Source organism: Amycolatopsis sp. BJA-103, assembly GCF_002849735.1.
GTDB lineage: Bacteria > Actinomycetota > Actinomycetes > Mycobacteriales > Pseudonocardiaceae > Amycolatopsis.
The window spans coordinates 2927271-2947308 of record NZ_CP017780.1 but is presented as its reverse complement, the minus strand read 5'-3'; the positions used below and the strand labels follow the sequence as shown (position 1 = coordinate 2947308).

At 68.1% G+C, this 20038-nt stretch carries 11 protein-coding genes; 4 read left to right on the top strand and 7 right to left on the bottom strand.

Annotated features, from left to right (window positions below; translation table 11 throughout):
* Positions 1 to 28 precede the first annotated feature (28 nt).
* Positions 29 to 913 (top strand): LysR family transcriptional regulator, encoded by an 885-nt coding sequence (locus BKN51_RS12650; protein ID WP_101607832.1) that lies wholly within the window; start codon positions 29 to 31, stop codon positions 911 to 913.
* Here the strand turns inward: BKN51_RS12650 and BKN51_RS12645 are convergent.
* Complete coding sequence (locus BKN51_RS12645; protein ID WP_233223228.1) at positions 910 to 1281, bottom strand: DUF4406 domain-containing protein; 372 nt, start codon at positions 1279 to 1281, stop codon at positions 910 to 912. The two genes, BKN51_RS12650 and BKN51_RS12645, sit on opposite strands and share 4 nt — an antisense overlap.
* Before the next feature lie 51 nt (positions 1282 to 1332).
* Between BKN51_RS12645 and BKN51_RS12640 the strand changes: the two genes are divergently transcribed.
* Positions 1333 to 2097: a DeoR/GlpR family DNA-binding transcription regulator gene (locus BKN51_RS12640; RefSeq protein WP_101607830.1), complete on the top strand. Its 765-nt coding sequence runs from the start codon at positions 1333 to 1335 to the stop codon at positions 2095 to 2097.
* Here the strand turns inward: BKN51_RS12640 and BKN51_RS12635 are convergent.
* The 3 genes from BKN51_RS12635 to BKN51_RS12625 are packed head-to-tail and all read right to left on the bottom strand — an operon-like array spanning position 2084 to position 6090.
* Entirely contained in the window at positions 2084 to 2851 is a 768-nt protein-coding gene (locus BKN51_RS12635) for a polyprenol monophosphomannose synthase (RefSeq protein WP_101607829.1), read from the bottom strand. The genes BKN51_RS12640 and BKN51_RS12635 overlap by 14 nt on opposite strands.
* A gap of 26 nt (positions 2852 to 2877) precedes the next feature.
* Positions 2878 to 4470, bottom strand: a complete 1593-nt coding sequence (gene lnt, locus BKN51_RS12630; protein ID WP_101607828.1) for an apolipoprotein N-acyltransferase — start codon at positions 4468 to 4470, stop codon at positions 2878 to 2880.
* A gap of 9 nt (positions 4471 to 4479) precedes the next feature.
* Positions 4480 to 6090 carry an amidohydrolase gene (locus BKN51_RS12625; protein ID WP_101607827.1) on the bottom strand — a complete coding sequence of 537 codons (1611 nt, stop codon included), beginning with the start codon at positions 6088 to 6090 and terminating at the stop codon, positions 4480 to 4482.
* Between the two features lie 73 nt (positions 6091 to 6163).
* Here BKN51_RS12625 and BKN51_RS12620 point away from each other — a divergent pair, with 73 nt between their 5' ends.
* Together BKN51_RS12620 and BKN51_RS12615 are read left to right on the top strand one after the other, a co-directional pair.
* Positions 6164 to 7537 carry a hypothetical protein gene (locus BKN51_RS12620; RefSeq protein WP_233223230.1) on the top strand — a complete coding sequence of 458 codons (1374 nt, stop codon included), beginning with the start codon at positions 6164 to 6166 and terminating at the stop codon, positions 7535 to 7537.
* 84 nt (positions 7538 to 7621) lie between these two features.
* Positions 7622 to 9016, top strand: a complete 1395-nt coding sequence (locus BKN51_RS12615; protein WP_101607825.1) for a KamA family radical SAM protein — start codon at positions 7622 to 7624, stop codon at positions 9014 to 9016.
* A 93-nt stretch (positions 9017 to 9109) separates the two neighbouring features.
* Here BKN51_RS12615 and BKN51_RS12610 read toward each other — a convergent pair whose 3' ends face one another.
* From BKN51_RS12610 to BKN51_RS12600, 3 genes are all read right to left on the bottom strand, one after another.
* The gene (locus BKN51_RS12610) at positions 9110 to 10459 is read right to left on the bottom strand and encodes a lanthionine synthetase LanC family protein (protein WP_233223248.1); all 1350 of its coding nucleotides are present in this window, start codon (positions 10457 to 10459) and stop codon (positions 9110 to 9112) included.
* 372 nt (positions 10460 to 10831) lie between these two features.
* Positions 10832 to 11107 (bottom strand): hypothetical protein, encoded by a 276-nt coding sequence (locus tag BKN51_RS43040; protein ID WP_146044346.1) that lies wholly within the window; start codon positions 11105 to 11107, stop codon positions 10832 to 10834.
* A gap of 274 nt (positions 11108 to 11381) precedes the next feature.
* Positions 11382 to 19757, bottom strand: a complete 8376-nt coding sequence (locus BKN51_RS12600) for a SpvB/TcaC N-terminal domain-containing protein (protein ID WP_233223256.1) — start codon at positions 19755 to 19757, stop codon at positions 11382 to 11384.
* Positions 19758 to 20038: the final 281 nt, after the last annotated feature.

Genomic DNA, 20038 nt, shown 5'->3' with positions numbered 1-20038 from the left:
TTTGGTCGATATTGCGTAGCCTTGCTTCATGATCGAGGTCGGGGCTTTACGGGCGTTGCGGTCGGTGGCCGCACTCGGGACGCTCGCGCGGGCAGCGGACGAGCTGGGGTTCACGGCCTCCGCGGTGTCGCAGCAGCTCAAACGGCTGGAGCGGCAGATCGGGACGCCCGTACTCGCTCCGGCGGGTCGCGGAGTCGTACTCACGCCGGCGGGGCAGGCCGTCGTCGACTCTTCGCTGGAGGTGTTCCAGGCGCTCGAACGTTGTGCCGAGGCCGCCCAGTCGGTCGCGGAGGGCGCGCCCCGCGGTGTCCTGCGAGTGGCCGCGTTCTCGACCGCCATCCGCGGGCTGCTCGCGCCCGTCCATCCGCGACTGCTGACGAACTACCCCGATCTGCGCCTGCACATCAGCGAGCAGGACCCCGGCCAGGCCTTGCACAGCGTCGACGCCGGAACCGCCGACCTCGCGCTCCTTCATGACGCCGACGGTTTGCCCGTTCCGCTGTCGCCCGCGCTGTCCCGGCGCCTGGTGCATACCGATCTCGGCGACGTCGTGATGGCCGAGACCCATCCGCTGGCGCGAGCCGAGCAGCCTCTCGAAGGTGCGGACTTGGCCGGGTACGCGTGGGTGACCAGCCCGCCCGGCACGGTCTGTCATCAGTGGTTCCGTCGCCTGTTCGCCGGTCTGCCCGAGGAGCCCGACGTGCGGCATCTGGTGGACGATTTCTCCACGCAGCTGTCGCTGGCCGCCTCGGGTGAGGTTCTGGCGCTGATCCCGCGACTGGCGCGTCCGCCGCTGGCCGAAGGGCTGGTCACCCGCTCGCTGCGGCGCCCGCCGACGCGTGAGGTGCACGCGGCGTGGCGCCGCAGCGCCGAGGCGAGCCCGGCGATCCAGGCGGTGCTGGCGGAGCTCTAGGCGCGGTACCCGGGGATGTCCTCGATGCGGTGGTACACCGCCAGGCCGCGGGACAGTGCGATCGCGACGTCCTGGTCGGCGCCGGTGGACTCCCCCGGCAGGCGCAGGACGGCGTCGCAGTGGTGCAGCAGCCGGTCGGCCGTGGGGTACATGACCTCCTTGGCGACCGGGTCGGCCACGGTCGTCCCGCCCGCGCCGCGCAGCACCGGGAGCGCGACCCACTCGCCGATCATCGGCACGTGCCCGCTGCGGAAGATCGGCCAGGCGGCCTGTTCGAGCCGGGCGAGATTGCGGGCGAGCAGTTCGGGGTCGTCGCCGGTGCCGGAGCGGTACGGGCCGGCGATCAGGATCATCAGAGGTTTGGTCATGAGTCGGAGCATAATGTGCAACAATCGGCACGAACAAGGAGGATCGTGCAAATGCTGGCTGCGCAACGTCGAGACCTACTGCTCGAACGACTGAAGACCGAAGGCCGGATCGTGGCCAAGGATCTCGCCGCCGAACTCGGCATATCCGAGGACAGTATTCGCCGTGACCTGCGAGAACTCGCGGAGGCCGGGCTGTGTCAGCGGGTGTACGGCGGAGCCTTGCCGGTTTCCCCCGCCACCGCGGACTACGCGACGCGGATGGCGGTCAGCATCGCGGGCAAGGAGCGCATCGCGAAACGTGCAGCAGCGTTGATCCGGCTGGGGTCGACCGTCATCCTCGACGGCGGGACGACCGCGCTCGCGCTCGCGAAGGCGCTCCCCGTCGATCTCGAAGCGACGATCGTCACCCACAGCCCCACGGTCGCGGCCGCGCTCGTCACCCATCCGAAGGTCGAGGTCTTCCTGATCGGCGGACGGCTCTTCAAGCACTCCGCCGTCACCTGCGGCGCGGCCGCGGCGGAGGCGGCCGACGGGATCAACGCCGATCTGTTCTTCCTCGGCGTCACCGGCGTGCACCCCGAGACCGGGCTCACCACCGGGGACTCCGACGAGGCCGCGATGAAACGCACGCTCGCCAAACGCGCCGCCGACACCTACGTGCTGGCCAGCTCGGAGAAGATCGGCGCGGCCTCGCCGTTCACCGTGCTCCCCCTGTCCGACGTCGCGGGCGTGATCACCGACGCGGCGCCGGACGAACCGACGGTGAAGGAACTGGGGAAGCTCGGCGTGAGCGTGCTGGGGGTCAGCCCTTCTTGACCAGCCCGCGAAGCTGCTGCCAGCGACGCTTGATCCCCCACATGCCGACCATGACGATCGCCTCGCGCACGACCGAACCGCTCATCTTCGACTGGCCGATCTCACGTTCGGTGAAGGTGATCGGGACCTCGACCACCTCGAACCCGGCGAGCTTCGTCCGGAACGCCAGGTCGATCTGGAAGCAGTAGCCGCGCGAGGCGATCTCGTCGAGCGCGAGCTTCTCCAGCACCGAACGACGGTACGCGCGGAAGCCGGCGGTGATGTCGTTGATCTTCATGCCGAGCGCGACCTTCGCGTAGAAGTTCGCCACCCAGGACAGCGCCTTGCGCTGGAACGGCCAGTTCACCGTGCTGCCGCCGGGAACGTAGCGGGAGCCGATGGACAGGTCCGCGTCCTCGAGCGCCGCCAGCACCCGGGGCAGATCCTCCGGCGCGTGCGAGCCGTCGGCGTCCATCTCGACGATGGTGGCGTAGTCACGGGCGAGACCCCAGCGGAACCCCGCGACGTACGCGGCGCCCAGGCCGGCCTTCTCGGTCCGGTGCATGACCTGGATCCGCTCGTCGGCCTTCGCGAGCTCGTCGGCGATGTCGCCGGTCCCGTCCGGGCTGCCGTCGTCGACGACGAGGGCGTTCACGTCCGGGAGTGCCTTGAGCAGGCGTTCCAGGATCGGCCCGATGTTGTCCCGTTCGTTGTACGTCGGGACCACCACCAGCACCGGCTCGATTCCCTGGTCCCCCCGTGGCGCCTGCGCCATCCGCTTTTCCTCCGTGTTCCGGCGGGTCAGCCCGCCGCTTCCCTCGTTGCCTTGGCGGCGCTCGCGCGCCGGGTGCGGAAACGCAGCACGTACCCGCCGGTAACCCCGGCGATCGCCAGGGCGAGCAGCCCGTACTCCGTCGTCACACCGAGTAGATCCGACAGCGTAGTCTGCTGCCTGAGCGGTACGCGCCCCACCAGGGAATCTGCGGTGAACAGGCTGGTAGAGGCCGTGATCGAACCATCGGGGGCGACGATCGCGCTGACCCCGCTGGTGGCGGAGACGATCACAGCGCGGCCATGTTCGACCGCTCGCAGCCGCGACATCGCCAGCTGCTGGTAGCTCATCTCCCCCGGCCCGTACCAAGCGTTGTTGGTCGGCACGACGAGCAGTTCCGCGCCGTTGGCGACGGACTCCCGGGCCGGGTAGTCGAACGCGGTCTCGTAGCAGATGAAGACCCCGACCTTGGTCCCCGCGACCGACAGCGCGGAGTTGGCGCCGTCACCCGGGGTCATGTTCGCGACGCTGTCGACGAACGGGGTCACCAGCTTCGCGAGCTCGCGGGCGGGGACGTACTCGCCGAACGGGACGAGCTGCTGTTTGGCGTAGCGCTGGCCTGGACCGGTGACGGGATCCCAGACGAGCGCGGAGTTCTGCGCCGAACCGTCCGGCAGCCGGACCAGCGCGCCGATGATCGCCTGGACGCCGTAGTCGCGGACCATCCGGTCGACGCCCGCGTCACCGGTCCGCATCGCCATCGCGGTCTCCGGCCAGACCAGCAGATCGACCTTGGTGTTGTCCGCCTTGAGTTTCTCGAGCAGCCGGGCGCTCTCGGCGAGGTGGTTGTTCCGGAGTTCGTCGCGACGGCCTTCCAGCGCCAGCCCGATGTCGGGGGCGTTGCCCTGGACGGTGGCGACGGTGAGTTCGCCGTCCTGGGCTTCGGTGCCGATCGTGGGCCACACCGCGAGGCCCGCCACCACCGGTACGAGGGTGACGGCGGCCGCGGCCATCACGGAGCGCCGAGGATCGGAGGCCTTGAGCCGCAGGCACAGCGCCGCGAGACCGAAGCCGGTCAGGACGACGGCGAGACCGACCAGCGGGGCGCCGCCGATCGAGGCCAGTGAGACGAAAGCGCCCTCAGGCTGGCTGAACGCCACACGGCCCCACGGGAACCCTCCGAAGGGGAACCAGGTGCGCGGGGTCTCCATCGCGATGATCACCAGCGCGGCCCACAGCGGCCCGAGCGGCAGCCTCCACACCACGGTGGCGAATGCCCCGCCGAAGCCGAGATACACCGACAGCGCCATCGCCAGGCCGAGCCACGGCCAGGGCCCGAAGCCCGGCCCGAGGAAATCCAGCAACCAGGTCAGCAACGGCAGGAAGAACCCCAGCCCGAACACGAACCCGTAGCCGAAGGCGCCGCGGAACCGGCGTCCGTGCACCACCAGCGCGAAGCCGGTGAACGCCAGCGGAGCGAGCCACCACAACGGGCGCGGCGCGAAACTCAGGTACAGCGTGAAACCCGACGCCGCGGCGACGAGGAAACGCAGGAGCCAGGCGCGGGAGAACCGCTTTCGCCTGTCTGCTTCGGGAGCCGGATTCGCCACGGTCGAGGACACCCCTGAACCCTAGGCCGTCCGGGTGAACGCGTCGTGGATGACCTGCCCGTCGCGCACCGTGCGCAGACAGCGGGGCAAGGTGGCTCCCTCTTCCAGGTTCGGCAGCGGGGGTACGCCCGCCCGCGGATCGGTCGACCAGCGCTGCACCCGCGAGTCCGGTGTCGCGACGACCAGGTCGGTGGCGTCCCAGACCGCGTAGTGCGCGGGAGCGCCGGGGACCAGGCTGCCGGTGACACCGTCGTTGACCCCGGCGGCGCGGTGCCCGGCGCGGGTGTGGGCGGTGAAGGAGGCGCGAGCGGACAGTCCCGATCCCGGGGTGCGGTGGTAGGTCCCGGCGCGGACGGTGGCCCACGGATCGACCGGTGTGACCGGGGCGTCGGAGCCGAAGGCGAGCAGGAGCCCTTCGGCGGCCATGGCGGCGAAGGGGTTGAGTTTCACAGCCCGCTCGGCGCCGAGGCGGTCGGTGTACATCCCTTGCGTGCCACCCCATTCCGCGTCGAACTGCGGCTGGACCGACGCGACCACACCCCAGCCCGCGAGCGCCCGCGCCTGCTCGACGTCGATCATCTCGACGTGTTCGAGCCGGTGGTGACAGACTGCCAACGCGCGACGGCCGACGGTCATCTCCGCGAGCCGGAAGCCTTCGACGACCTCGGCGACGGCGGCGTCGCCGATGACATGGAACCCGGCCTGCAACCCGGCCTCGGTGCAGGCGCCGACGTGCTCGGCGATGGCGGGGGCATCGAGGTAGAGCGTCCCGGAGGTGTCGTGGGCGTCGGCGTACGGCTGGTGCAGCGCGGCGGTGCGGGAACCGAGGGCGCCGTCGACGAACAGGTCGCCCGCGACTCCCCTGGCGCCCAGCGCCCGGGCGGTGTCGACTCCCCCGCGTTCACCCCAGTAGCCGACGACCTCGGGCAGTCCCGGTTCCGCGGCGAGCGCGAGCAGATCGGTGAGGTCGTCGGCGCCGGAGATGTCCGGACCGGCGCACTCGTGGACGCTGACGACCCCGCGCGCGGCGGCCTCGGCGAGGAACGCGCGCTGGGCCTCGCGGCGCTGCCGCGGCGTAATCGCCTCGCGCATCGCGGCACGGACGCGGTGGTGGGCGTCACGGGTCAGCGGTCCGTCGGCGGACCAGCCCGGCGCGTCGTGCACGCCGTGCGCCAAAGCGACGAGCGCGCTGGAGACGAGCGCGGAGTGGACGTCGACCCGGCTCAAGTACACCGGGGTCCCGCTCGCGGCCTCGTCGATCTCCGCGCGGCTGGGCAGCCTGCCGTCGGACCAGCGGGACTCGTCCCAGCCGTGCGCGACCAGCACCTGACCGGGCCGGACCGCGTCGCGGACCGCGGCCAGCAATTCTCCGGCGCTTCGAATGTTCGCGAGGTTCAACCCGGTGAGGTGCAGGCCGGTCGCGGTGGCGTGGACGTGCGCGTCGACGAAGGCGGGGGCGACGAAGGCGCCGTCGAGTTCGACCACCTCGGCGTCGGGATGCAGCGCTTTGGCCGGGCCGTCCTGCCCCACCCAGACGACGGTGCCGTCCGTGATCGCCATGGCGGTGGCGTCAGGGGCGGTGGGGCTGTAGATGCGCCCGCCGAGCAGGAGCGTGGTTCGCGCGTTCGTCACCCTTCCGAGTTTGCAGCGTGCGGATGATCACCACGTGGTTAGGGTCGATGAAATGAGCTGGGGAGCTGAAAACATGAAGACCGAAGCAGGCCGCGCCGTCGCCGGGACCACTGTGTCGGCGGCTTTGGGGCTCGGGGCGGTGGTCGTTTTCACCGCGGTCCGCGACACCTCAATCCTGCGGCCCTTGATCGCGCTGGCGGCGCCACGGGGCTGGCCGTCCGATCTGGTGCTGGTGTCCCTGGTGCCGCTGGTCGCGGTGCTCGCCGCCGTGTTCCTGACGCGATGGTGGCCGTGGTTGCTGGTGGCGGGGGTCGTCCTGTCCTTGCCGACCGCTCTCGTGCACCTGGTCCCTGACCTGGGTGGGCATCCGTCGCTGACGATCGTCGCGCTGGCCGGTCCGCCGGTGGTGCTGCTGGCGGTACTCGCCGCGGCACAGGAACTCCTGCGGCGAGGCGCCCGGACCGCCGGGCTCGTGCTCATCGGGCTCACCGTGGGAACGCAGTTGTTCGCCGCGAGCCTGGCGGGCGCGTCGTGGCTCATGCTCGCCACCGGCGGTCTGGTCTGGCATCTGGTCCTCACCGCGCTGAGCGTGGCCGGAGCCGTGCTGGCCGTCGTCACGCGCGGTTCCCGTGCGCAGGATCCGGAATGGCCCGAGCCGCGTCCGCTGCCTGCCCGGTTCGCGGCCGCGGCGATCCTGGCCGTGCTGCTTCCCATGGCTGTGGGCGCGGTGGACGTCCTGAAGGTCAGCGAAATCCTCGAACTGCCGGTCGCGTCGATCGGCAGGCACGCGGAGGTCGTCGTGGCCATCGGCGGGCTGATCGTGCTCGTCGGCGGGGTCGTCGCGTGCGCGATCGCCGGATCGCGGGCGTTCTTCGCCGCGGCGACGTCGGCGAGTGTGCAGGTGGGGGCGATGGCGCCGCTGCTGCTGGCGGTGTACTCCGTCGCGTTCCAGCCGGTGCTGAGCTGGCTGGCGGCCGCGGTGGGGGTCGCCGCCGGATGTCTCGTGGGCGCGTCGCGCTGGAGGGTGCAGTTCGCCGTCGGCGGGGCCGCGATGTCCGCGCTCGTGCTGTTCATCGTGGATCTGGGGACCGGCGGGGTGCCGGAGAAGCTGATCGACCACGACGCGGTGATCCCGGGAGCGCTGCTGCTGGCGCTGCTGTGCGCGACCGTCGTCTCCGTGGTCGTCACGACCGGTCCTCGGCTCGCGGAAGACGGCGTCGTCGTGCCCGTACTCGGACCGCTGGTCTCGGTGCTGGTCTTCGGCGGCGCCGGGGCGATGGCCGCGGTCGGCATCCGCGACCAGAACGCGCCATCGACCCGGCTTGAACCGGTTCATCACCTCGGCTACTCGGCCGGCCTGCTGCTGCTCGCCGCCGCGCTGGTCGCCGGAATCGCTGCTGTCGATCACCTTCGCGCCCGCTCGGAGCCGGAGGCAGTGTCCGTCTGACACACCGAGCACGACAGGAATATTTACGTCGTCCGAACGATGTGACAGGATATTTTCACGCGTTTCCGACGACGAGGAGTACAAGTGACTGCGATCCAGCAACCGACCTCGCCGGTGGCCGCCTACGATCAGCCCTACGACTACACCCGAGTCGAGCTGATCGAACCCGACTGGCGCCGCTTCCCCGGCTGGCACGACGTGACCGAGGCAGAGTGGCGCGACGCGCAGTGGCAGCGAGTGCACTGCATCCGCAACGCCAAGCAACTGCGCGCGCTGATGGGCGACCAGCTCGAGGAGCGCTTCTACGAGGACATGCTCGCCGACCAGCGCGAGATGGCCACGATGTCGATGCTGCTGCCGCCGCAGATGATCAACACGATGGCGCCCAACGCCGGTACGGACCCGGCGAAGGTGACCGAGGCCTGGTACGCCGACCCCATCCGCCGCTACATGCTCCCGGTGCGCAGCGACCGCGACACCGAATGGCCGAGCCACCCGCACTCCGAACGGGACTCGCTGCACGAGGCGGAGATGTGGGTCGTGGAGGGGCTAACCCACCGCTACCCCACCAAGGTCCTCGCCGAGATGATCTCGACCTGCCCCCAGTACTGCGGGCACTGCACCCGGATGGACCTGGTCGGGAACTCGACCGAGCAGATCGAGAAGCACAAGCTCTCGCTCAAGCCGGTCGATCGCCAGGACGCGATGATCGAGTACCTGAAGAAGACCCCCGGCGTCCGTGACGTGGTGGTTTCCGGCGGCGACGTCGCGAACGTGCCGTGGCCGCAGCTGGAGTCGTTCCTCATGCGGCTGATGGACATCGACACCGTCCGCGACATCCGGCTCGCGACCAAGGCGCTCGCCGCCCTGCCGCAGCACTGGATCCAGCCGAAGGTCGTCGAAGGCCTCGAGCGCGTCGCCGGCACCGCCCAGCGCCGCGGCGTCAACCTCGCGATCCACACCCACGTCAACCACGCGCAGTCGGTCACCCCGCTGGTCGCGGAAGCCGCCCGGACCGCACTCGACGTCGGCGTCCGCGACGTCCGCAACCAGGGCGTACTGATGAAGGGCGTCAACGCGACCCCTGCCGAGCTGCTGGACCTGTGCTTCGCGCTGCAGGGCGAAGCGAGCATCCTGCCGTACTACTTCTACATGTGCGACATGATCCCGAACGCCGAGCACTGGCGGGTCTCCGTGCACGAGGCACAGGAACTGCAGCACGCGATCATGGGGTACCTGCCGGGGTATGCCACCCCGCGCATCGTGTGCGACGTGCCGTATGTCGGGAAGCGGTGGGTGCACCAGCTCGCCGACTACGACCGCGAGCTCGGGATCTCCTACTGGACCAAGAACTACCGGACCGGGATCGAGCACGAGGACCCCGAAGCCTTGCAGCGCCGCTACCCGTACTACGACCCGATCTCGACGCTGCCCGAAGCCGGCCAGCGCTGGTGGCGCGAGCAGCCCCCGGCGGCCTGACCGACCAGTCCGTCAGATAGGTCCCGGAGGGGGCGTTCAGGCTCATGTGCGAGCTTTGAACGCCCCCTCCGCCGTTCAGGCCGTTTGCGCTGGTCAGAACTGGTTGCGACCAGCGACCGGGCTGGAATCCGGGGTGGGGAGTGCCCACCAGCTGTCCATGCGCGTGACAGGGGTGGCGTCGCGCCCGTCCCGCAGGACGCGGCTGATCCGGAAGAGGAACGCAGCGATGCCGGCCGCTCCTTGCATCCAGCCGACCCCCGGTGGCAGCAGCGGTTCCGGGCCGAGGTGTTCGATGAACCGCCAGTAGGCGTGCGGTCCGTCCCGCACCGCACGCTCGACCAGGGTATCGGCCAGATGCACGGCGAACTCGAGGTCGTCGGTGCGGCCGAAGCGCTGCCAGGAGTCCAGAAACACCTCACCGACGCCGGTCGTCCCGCAGCAGCGCCCGTCGTTGTCCCAGAAGCCGGGGTGCCGTCTGACGGGCAGGCCGGAGCTACGAGTGCTGTGCAGGCATCGGCGATGCCACGCCAGTGGCGGTTCACCCGCGACGTCCTCGACTCCGGCGAGATCGAGGGCGAGGAAGAGCAGCGAGGTGCCGGCGGGGCCGTGGCACCAGTTGTAGGTGTGGACGTCCTGGCCCGGTCTGCTGGGGATGGTGCGCGGCACGACGAATCCCCCGCCGTCGGTGCGGCCCAGCGTCACCAGATGTTCCGCGCCGAGGGTGGCCGCGCCGGTCAGGTCCGGCCGGTCGAGCTCGGCGCCGGCCAGGGCGAGGGCCGCCGCGATTCCTGCGAGGCCGTGCGAGAAGTTGGGCATCTGCCTGGCCGGCTCGGCATGGAACCGGTGCGGTACCCAGTGCCAGTTGACCCCGGTCGGCACCTCCTCCCGGTCCGCCATCAGTACAGCGGCAGCCTGCGCACCGAGGTCGCCGGCGTTGGCCAAGCCCGCGCGTCGGGCCCACAACGCGCCGAGCAGGATCCCGGCCGTGCCGAGAGTGGCATCGTTGACCAGGGCGTCCGGCAGGAAATCTGGTGGCCCGATGGCTGTTTGTGGCCAGCCGTCCCGGGTGCGCAGCGTGATCAGCCGGTCGACGGCCGCCTGTGCCCCGGGAGCCTCGAGCGCGGTCAGCACGCCGATGGAACTGACCAGCCCGCCGAAGAGGCTGCAGTCGACCTCGTTCTCGATTCGACCGGTGAGCCGTTTGACGATCGCCTCCGCGACATCCCGCTCCTCGACCGTCCAACCCCGGGCGAACCGGATCTCAGCCAGCACATAGGCCAGCCCACCCACCCCGCTGTACATGGTGTCGCGGTACTCCGAGATTTCCGAAATCCCCGCCGATTCGGGAATCCACGGCCCGTCGTCCCAACGGACCTGATCCAGCACCCACCGCCACGCGGCTTCGGCCACACCGCGATACTCCTGCGCGCTACCCGAGATCACCCATCGATCATCGCATCCGCGCGGCGGGACCCGGCCCTTCTGCGGACACAGCGCCAACGCGACGTGGAGACGACCAGATCTCTCGCTGAGACGACACCCACGACTACCCCAAGTATCGGCCCGACACCATCCGCCAGACCATCAACGCGCTGGTCTTCTGGGCCGAACGCAGCACCAGCCAGGCACCCGACGACCGCGCCGCCAAACAAGCCCTCCGCCGCTTCGCTGACACCTTCAACCGAACCCGCCCCTGGTCTGGCAAGTCACCGGACGACGATCACCACGACCGCGCCGCGATCCCGCGCCTGCACAGCGACGGCCGCGAGCGGCCATGACCACGCGAGAAACGGATCTCGCGCTGGCTCAGCGAGTTCAGCGACTGGTGGCCGCCCCACGCGTGACCGGTGCACTACTCGGCGCCGGCGTGGCGATCCTGGACGGCTGAATGCGCGACCAGTGACGCTGGGCGCCATCCAAGACCTGGCACTCGGACCGCAACGCACGACCGGCGGGCCGGTCATAGTGCCCTGCGCCACCGAAGGGCATGTATTCGAGATTTTCGGTGACGTCCAGTTCGGCGTTGCCGGATTTGGTCACCCAGCACTCGCGCGCTTGTGGATGGCCGTTGATCTGCACCCGCGCATGCATGTGGGCACGGTGAGAGTAGTGGAACGCGATACTGCCCTCCGCGAGCTCTAACACCGCATCGGCCCTGGAGACCGCCCGGTCAGCGCGCGAACGATTCTGTGCACCGCCTGCGCGGTAGGCCCCCGCCACCTGGCTGGCCAGGTCGACGTCGAAACCCCGTTCAGCCTGCGATGAACTCCGGTAGGCCGTCCGCCAATGTGCCTGAACGTGTGGCGCCTCTCTGCGCAAAAGCATGTTGCGGCAGAGAGGCGCCGTTGACGTTACGGACGTGGCCTCACTTCACGGGGCCAATATGAATTTTCTGCGGGCTGGAATCTCCAACGACATCGAAATTCTGTGCCCACCCGGCGCGATGCAGATCATTCAGGTCGGATGCCTGCCTCCACGGGCGCCAGCCAGTCGATTCCCAGTTGTAGTAGTCATAGATTCTGACTCGAAATTCGACGTCCCAGCCGCCGTCGCTGGCCGGATTGGCAACACCGCTTACCTGGAAATCGAACGTGCCGAGCGCGGCAAACCAGTCCGGGTTCTCTCCGGGATCTGCTCGATAATTATTGTTGTCCGAGAAGCTGGTACTGAAAGAGAAGGGCTCACGGACGCCAGGAGGTTGCTTTGCCACCTCATACCTGACCAGATCCTCGGCTGCTGAACGGAATCCGCTGATCTCCCTCAGCATCGCGTCCACATTAACAGTGTAGGCAATTCCGGAATTACCGAGGAAGTGATCCAACATATGTCCCGCATTCGTCCACCCAAGACCTTTGGCCCCCACTAACGCATCAGCCCTGGTTGTCTGCAGCGTGGAACTTTCCAACAAGCTAGGTTTCCATGTGCGATAGTTGCTCGGACCCGATCCGTCTTTGTTGGCTCTTTCATGATTTATTGCCGGATTCGGTGGACGCGACGGTATACCCATCGTGGTGCCGTCGATGGGGATTTTGCCGGTGGGGTCGGTGAGTTTGACGGGGTTGTTGTAGACGTAGGTGTGGGTGGCCAGATTCCGTGGGTTGGTGATGCCACCTGCGGCCTTGGAGCCGGACATGAAGTCGGCGAGAGCCGGATCCGCGCTCGCCCAGAGTTGCGTTCTCGGGTTGTAGTAGCGGGCGCCGTGGTAGTAGAGGCCGGTTTCTTCGTCAAGTTCCTTGCCGGTGAACTTATAGGGCGTGCTGCTCTGGCCGGCCTGCTCCTCCACCCAAGTTTCACCAAAGGGCATGTACTCGAGGTGTTCGGTGACGTTGCCCTGCTTGTCGGTGACGTAGCCGGACGAGCCGAGGTGGTCGGCGTGGAAGTAGGACTGGGCGTTTTCGGGGCCAGCGGTGGCGACGGTCTTGGTGGTGAGGCGGCTGTCGCCGATGAAGATGTGCTTGAAGCCGGTGCCGTCACGTTCGCTGTAGCCGCGGTTGGGGTAGAGGGATTGGCCGTCACCCTGTTTGATGACGCGTTCGCCGGCCGCGTCATAGGTGTAGCCGACGGTGGGGTCGGCGCAACCCGCTGGCGTTTGAGGGACCGTCGCCGCGGCGGTGTCCTGGTTGCAGGCGAGCCGGTTCTCCTCGTCCCACACGTACTGGCGTCGTTTGCCGTCCGAAGCGGTGTTCACCGTGTCGGTGAGATTGCCGCTCGCGTCGTAGGCCTGGTCGGTCGGGCCGACCTTGCTCGGCGCGTGCGGTTTTCCACTGCCGTAGTCGTACTTGTAGTCATAGCTGGTCTTGTCCTGGACCCCGGCAGGGTTGGTCGGGTCCTCGACCGGCTCGATCGGTCCGACCGACAGCGGGCCTAGTGACGCCGGGCTCCCCCCGCCGCCGTGGTTCAGGGAAGCCACTTGGGCGGACGGGGTGGTCGTGCCGGTGATCTCGTGGTGCTGGGTTTTGCTGGTGGTGTTGTGGATGGAGTCGTAGCCCAGCGCCAGGGTGTACTTGTCCTGCTGGTTGCTCTTGGTCGTGTACTGGCCGCTAGCGGAGGTGAGCTGGTACAGGTCGTCATAGCCGAAGGTCTGACTGCTCGGACCACCGATCGTCGGGTTCTGTGCCGTGCTGTTGGTCAGCTTCGAGATATTGCCGACCTTGTCGTAGGTATAGCCGAGGTTCTGGAACTCGGTGGCACCCGGCGTCTTCGACTTCAGGGTGGCGAGCCTGCGGTCGGCCTGGTCGTAGGTGTAGGTGGTGCGCACCCCGTTACCGGCCTGCTGGAGCACCTTCTGGCCGAACTTGTCGTAGTCGAGGCGACCGAGGTAGAGGTAGTCGGTGCCGTTCTTGGCCCCGGTGGCGCGGGTGACCTCGCCACCGCTGTCGTAGTCGTAGCGGAGGACCTCGCCGTCCGGGTAGGTCATCTGGAGGACGCGGTTGAACGCGTCGAAGCGCCATCCGGTGGTGTAACCGCGGTCCGCCTGCCCGGCGATCTTGATGGTGCGGGTTTCCCGGGTGGTCTCGCCCAACGGGCCATAGCCGCGGGTGAGGGTCCCGGCCGCGTCGCGGATCTCGGTGATCCGGCCGGCGGCGTTGTCCGGTGCGCCGGGTGCGCCGTGGGTGTAGGTGACGTTGTTGGCCGGGAAGGTCGGGTAACGAACCGCGGTGAGGCGGCTGTGGTCGTAGTCGTACTCGACCTGCTTGCCGCTCGCGGTGATCTTCGCCGTCGGGTTGCCCGCCAGGTCGAAGCGGGTCTCGGTGCGGCCCGCGTCGGGGCTGTCGAGCGCAGTGCGGCGGCCGAGGGAGTCGTACTCGGACCGGGTGGTGTTGTTCTTGTCGTCCACCACGGTGGTGATCTGCCCGAGCGCGTCGTGGCCGTAGCTGGTCCAGATCACCGGCTGTCCACCCGCCGGGTTGAACTCCTTGACCGCGGTGGTCTTCTCCCGCAGGTCGGTGTAGCTGCGTTTCTGTTTGCCGTTGCCGTCGGTCGCGATGGTTTCGAACCGGGCGACACCGGTCCGGTCGGGGCCGAATCCATAGGCCATGGCGGTCGTGACCTCGTCCGGTGCGACCGTCTTGACCGGCCGGTCCAGCACGTCGAACCAGGCCCGCGTGGGCGCCACGGCGTCGAAGGCGGCGTTGAACGTGGTGTTGCCGTCGCCCTTGGACTCGGTCACGGGGTGGTACGTCTCCACCACGCGGCCGAGGAAGTCGAACTTCGTCCGCCCGGACACCGTCATGACCTGTTCGGGGGTGTCACCGGGATTGTTCGCGACCGACGCGTCCTTCTTCGTCTGCAGGACGCGCTTGAGACCGTCGGTGAAGGTGACGGTGTCGATGGTGTCCTCACGGACTCCGGTGGCATCACGGTCGAGGTGACGTGTGGTGGCATAGGGAACGGTGGCTTCGGGGTGGTAGTCGAAGTCGATCGTGGCCTTGCCCGACCCGATCTCGTACGGCCCCGTGACCGTGTCCAACCGGCCCACGCTGTCGTAGGAGCGCAGCACCTGCTGGCCGTTCTGGTCGGTGGTGCGGTCCGGTTGCCCGTACTTCAGGTTGTGCGTCGCGCCCGACCGCAGCCTGAAGTTGTCGGTGATGGATTCGATGTGGACGCCGACGACGGTGTCGTAGCCGTAGTCCAGCCGGGACCGCTGACCGGTCTTGTTGGCGGGCTTGGTGACCGATTTCAGGTTCCCGTCCGGGAAATACTCCAGGTCGATGTCGGCCGAGGTGGTGTCAGTGAGGTACGCACGGACTTGCCGCACCGTACCGGTCACACAGTCCACTGTGGATTCGCTGTGCCGCGACACGGCGCCGCCGTTGGTGCCGCGCTGTTTGTGCAGGTTGGCGGTTCCGACGAGGTTGCGCGCCCGGCAGGCAGGGTCGGACGCGGTGTAGCCATAGGTGGTCTCGACGTCGTCTGCGGTGCCCTCGTCGGCTGCGTCGAACGAGCGGATCAGGTTGCCGAAGTCGTCATACGACATTTCGGTGTAGGTGGACTTGCCAGGTATCTCGGCACCTTCGTAGAAGCGCTTGTCCACCCGGGACAAACCTACGAACACGCTGCCCGGCGCGGTGTCGCGTGTCCGATAGGTGTTGACGGTTTCGGTGAAGGGCCGTCCCGCACCGTCGGCGGAGAGGGTACGGGCCAGCAACCCGCGGGTGTACGGGCCGTCGGTGCGGTATTCGTTGGTGGTCGAGCGATAGAGGGCATCGGCCGCACCGGGGTCGCGTTGTTCGGTGACGACCTTGCCGAAGCCGTGGAACTCGCGTTCGAGCCGGTCGTACTTCCCCTGTTCGTAGCGATAGGTGGCGAGCTGGGTGTCGGCACCATCGCCGCGATGGCCGTCGGACACGCTGGTGCGGGACAGCACCCAGTGGGACTCGGGCATCGCCTGAGTGTTACCGGTGCGGGTGTAGTCCAGATCGATCTTCCCGCCCAACGGCCGCGTCACCGCGCGGAGCAGGTTCGTACGGCCGGTTTTGTTGACCGCGACCAGCAGCTCGTTGTCCCGGGTGGATTTGACGTGGTCGGCCAGGCCGTCGCCGTTGATGTCACGCAGGCCGATCTCGGCGCGGCCGATGCCGGTGGAGACGTTGGCGCCGGGGTTGAACACGAACGTGCCGACCGGGGTGGGGACGGGGAACGTGAAGTAGACGCCTGCACCGAGGGTGGCGTTCTTGTCCACGGCGATGTCGGCGAAGCTGCCGCGGAACGGAGTGGGCGCGGTGAAGCCGGTGCCGGTGTTGATGGCCACCTTGATCGGGTTAGCGCCATCGGTGAAGACGCGGTCGGTGAGACCGTCGCCGTTGACGTCGAGCATGCTCGCGTTGGTGATCGAAGTGCCCAGTTCGGCGGACAGTCCCCCGGCGAAGCCGTAGTTGTCGACGTTGAAACCGAGGTTGACGCCGAGGTTGCGAGTTGACGCGTCGTTGATCGGCCCCGCCGACCAGGGTTCCTTGGCGGCGAAGCTGTAGCCCAGGTTGAGTTGGGCGTCGCCGTTGGCGAAGACCTTGTCCGGTAGACCGTCGCCGTTGATGTCGACGAGGTCGACGCGGGTGTCGGACTCGCCGCCGCCGACGCTGCCACCGATCCCGAGTGCCGGTTGGACCGGGCCGGAGGTGGCGGTGTTGTTGCTGCTCCCGGCCTCCGGAGCGGCCAGGCCCTGTGCGCTGGCAAGGGTGGCCGACTCACTGCCTGAGGAGAAGGACACGTTTCCGGACAAGGTGTCGGACTCGCGGACGTTGCCGCCGAGTGTGCCGCGTCGAGCGCCGAGCCCGCCGTTGGCATCGGTGAACTGGATCTCCTTGGCGCCGACGACATCGGGAAAGCGGTCACCGTTGAGGTCGACATAGTCGACGGAACCCGCGGTGATCCCACCGACGACCGTGCCCCCGAACGGACCGGCGGACAGCGTGCCGGACACCTGACCGGTCACGCCGCGACGCATCGCCGTGCGGTCACCGGCGACATCGGCGTCGGTGACCACGTCGATGGTGTCCGCGCCGAGCCGGGAACTGGTCGCCATGGTGCCGGTGAACCAGGACGACTCGTCCTGCGCGGCCCAGCCGCCCTTGGCCGGGTTCGGCGCGAAGATCGCCAGCCGGGGCATGGCGATCCGGGGGTTCGCGGCGAACCCCGGGATGTCGGCTTCCTTGGGTTCCTTGGGAAGGGCGTTCTTGAAGCTCTGGTCGATCGCGAGTTCGGCCTGCTTGATGGGCTGGGTCGCGCGGTCGCGGTTGGCCTGGTAGCCGATCACACCCCAGCCGCGATAGGGCTGCGGGAACGCACCCTGCTGAGCGGAGCCGTGTGCCGCGCTCGGCGCCGGGCTGAACGTCGGCCATGGGGACGAGAGGTCGTAGGTGACCTTCGCGGACTGTTCGGTGACCAAGCCGAACAGGTTGGAATCCGTGGTGGAGTGGTCGAAATACAGCTCGTCGCCTTGGGTGACCGGGACGACCACGTCCAGGTCCTGGCCGGGCGAGCCGTACTGCCCGTTGACGATGTCGACGACCCGCTTGCCCAGCAGTTGCCCGCCGCGTTTCTTGATGGTGAACGCGATCTTGGTCGCCCCGGTCAGGCCGAAGTTGAGCCTCACGTTCGGCCGGACCCGCAGCTTGCCGGTCTTGGTCACCTTGTAGGTCTGCTGCGGCGCCGCGAGGGTGTCGGCGGGGTACATGTCCACGTCGAACGGCGGGCTGATCACCAGGGACGGCTGACCCTTGTCGTCGACCAGCGACTCCACGCCCGGCGCCTCCGTGTAGTGCGCCTTCGGTACCCAGGACACCGCGGAAACATCGATCGAGGAGTCGGTCTTGATGTGCCATGACATCTTCTCGAACTGGCTGACCGGGAGGCTCATGTCGATCTTGGTGGTCCCGGTCGAGTCAGCGGGCAGAACCTTGCGATACACCTCCGCCGGAGCGTGCACCCCGTTGCCCTTCGTGATCACGACGGTCACGTCGTCCGAGGTCGCCTTGCTCTTGACCACGTCGCCGGTCAGCTGAAGCTTGCCGGTCACCGGCACCATCACCTGCGACGAGCGGCCGCCGAGCGTGAAGTCCGCCGACGCACGGAACACCGTGTTCGCCAGCCCGTTCACGTCCGTACCGGCCGCCAGGTCGGTGTAGCTGATCGCCGGATCCCACGCCACCGTGTCGTACTTTCCGTCCAGAATGGACTGTGTGCGGAAGTAGAGCGCGTCGCCCTTCTTCACCGCGACCGCCGACACATTGGCCGGAGTGAACTCGGTGTGATCGTCCGGGCCGATTCGTTGCGCCCAGAGTTCGGTGTCCTTGGCCTGGATGGTGACCCGCACACCGTCGGCTTTGGTGTACGCGGCGCGCGCGGGCGAGGGGTCCGCGGTCAGTTGCACGCGGCCGTCGACGTGGACGGTGCCGTCGAACGGCGCGACCCAGCGGCGCACCGAGTCCAGCAGCGGGGAGTTGTCGACCTGCTGGTTGAACTGCGCGGTCTGGTCACCGACGATCTCGCCGGTCACCGCGCCACCGCCGACCGGCACCGGGGTGCGGGTGGAATCCGCGCTGTAGGCGGGCTGCCCGTTGGCGTCCAGGTAGCCGAACAGCACGCCGCCGTTGTTGACCAGGTCGGTGATGCCGTCACCGTTGACGTCGCTGAAGAACCGATCCGACGTGGTCGTGGTCCCCACGAAGTCCAGCTGCGCGGCGATAGCGACGACGAACGCCTCGACACCGATCGTGCCCGACAACGTCCGCTCGGTCGAGATCCCCGGGAGGTCGCGCAACCTGGTCGGCGTGTCACCGAACTTCGGTTCACCCCCCGGAGTGCTCAGATTGGGGCGGTAGTACACGTCGTTGTTCTTGCGGAAGACCTTGTCCGGCAGGTTGTCGCCGTTCACGTCCACCAGCGCCGACAGGCCGTCGGACTGGCCGGCGTTGAACCCGACCTTCAGCCCGACGCCACCCTGCTTGACCGGCAGCCCCTGCACGTTGTAGCCGGCGAACAAGTGCGCACCGAACCCGACGGAGGTGTTCGCCGAGATCGCACTCGCCTCACCTTCACGGATGTTCACGCCCAGATCGTCGTCCGGGACCGACCAACCGGCGGCGTCGGCGAACCCGGTGTAGTTGCCCGCCTGGTCACGCACCTCGTCGAAATAGTCGAACGAGTGGGTGTTGAACAGCTTGTTGTCCTCGCCGAACTGAGACACCGACGCCAGCAACGTCTTCGCGAACGCGCCTGCCCGGTAGTTCAGCTCGTAGGCCCGGATCAGCTGGTCGTCCAGTTTGACCTCCACCCGCCGCAGCAGGTCCGCGGTCACCTTCTTGAACCCGCCACGAGCGTCGATCTGCACATCGCCGCGGCGCGGCTCACCCCGGTCGCGGTCCCGCAGGAACGTCACCAAGTATTTGCCCTCGTTCGCACCGTGGCCGGTGTAGGTGATCCGCCGCGGATACAGGTTGCTGCCCGGCACCGTCGATTTCGCGGTGCCGCCGTCTTCCACCCGGGCGTAGTGATAGCGCAGCACGTTGTCGTTGGTGTCACGGACCTCGCGCGCCGCCCACGTCGCCACCCGACCCGAGGCATCGGTCAACGTGGTGTTCTCCGCACCGCCGAACACCGTGCGGGTGCCCGACTTGTCAGTGACCTCCCACCAGTAGTTCGCGGGCTTGTCCCCATGGCGCACGATCCGATCGAACCGGCTCTCCACCCTCGCGTGGAACACCTTCTCCGCCGTCCGGGCCTGCAAGGCACCCCGATGGGCCACCGGCGTCAACTGCTCACCGCCCAGCACATAGGTCTCGGTCTCCAGCCCGGCGTCAAAGCGCGGCACCCCCCAACGGGTGTCCACCGAAATGGACGGCATGGAGACGTCCCACCCAACGCCCAGCCAGCCGTTCGCACCTCCGGAGCTGTACGACACCGCCAGTTTCGGCTCCAGGCCCGCTCTCCCCTTGGGCACCTCCAGCGGATACGACATCCGCGCATCGCCCATGGAGTTCGCCGTCGGTGGCCCGATCAGGTTCACCCCGGCCCCCGGATCGGCCGCCTTGATGTCCTTGATCTGATTCGGATCGAACGCCGTTCCCTCCGGATGCTCGGGAGCCGTCACCGCCCCGTCCGTACCCGAAGCCAGCCCCGCCTCACGCACCGAGGCAGGCGGGCCCGCACTCGGGACGGCCATCGCCACCAACGCCAGTAACAGAACGACCACCACGGCCTTGTGGCGATGACGAACCGGACGAGCCCACGCGAAGGCAGACATGCCCCCGACCCCCTCTGGATCAATGGATTCGACTATCTGGTCCCAGCAGAGAGCGACATTCTTTGTCGCGCGCGGGATCGAACGGTGACGCGTCTGACGAAGACATTCGATCGAATAGTCGAATCGAACTAGTGCGTTCGGGCGAACTTCCCCCGCCGGGATCAGCGCATAATCCCTGCAAAAGACGAGACTTCGATCTCCGGTGACGCTATCGGCGGCGCATTAAATTTCGATGAAACGCCCGTTTTCGCACAAGAATCACCTGCGACCCGACAGACAGC

Excerpts from the sequence above, each read along its gene's own strand:
- BKN51_RS12645 (WP_233223228.1), bottom strand. The coding sequence starts at position 1,281 with ATGACCAAACCTCTGATGATCCTGATCGCCGGCCCGTACCGCTCCGGC.
- BKN51_RS12600 (WP_233223256.1), bottom strand. The coding sequence starts at position 19,757 with ATGTCTGCCTTCGCGTGGGCTCGTCCGGTTCGTCATCGCCACAAGGCC.
- BKN51_RS12635 (WP_101607829.1), bottom strand. The coding sequence starts at position 2,851 with ATGGCGCAGGCGCCACGGGGGGACCAGGGAATCGAGCCGGTGCTGGTG.
- BKN51_RS12650 (WP_101607832.1), top strand. The coding sequence starts at position 29 with ATGATCGAGGTCGGGGCTTTACGGGCGTTGCGGTCGGTGGCCGCACTC.
- BKN51_RS12620 (WP_233223230.1), top strand. The coding sequence starts at position 6,164 with ATGAAGACCGAAGCAGGCCGCGCCGTCGCCGGGACCACTGTGTCGGCG.
- BKN51_RS43040 (WP_146044346.1), bottom strand. The coding sequence starts at position 11,107 with ATGCATGCGCGGGTGCAGATCAACGGCCATCCACAAGCGCGCGAGTGC.
- BKN51_RS12640 (WP_101607830.1), top strand. The coding sequence starts at position 1,333 with ATGCTGGCTGCGCAACGTCGAGACCTACTGCTCGAACGACTGAAGACC.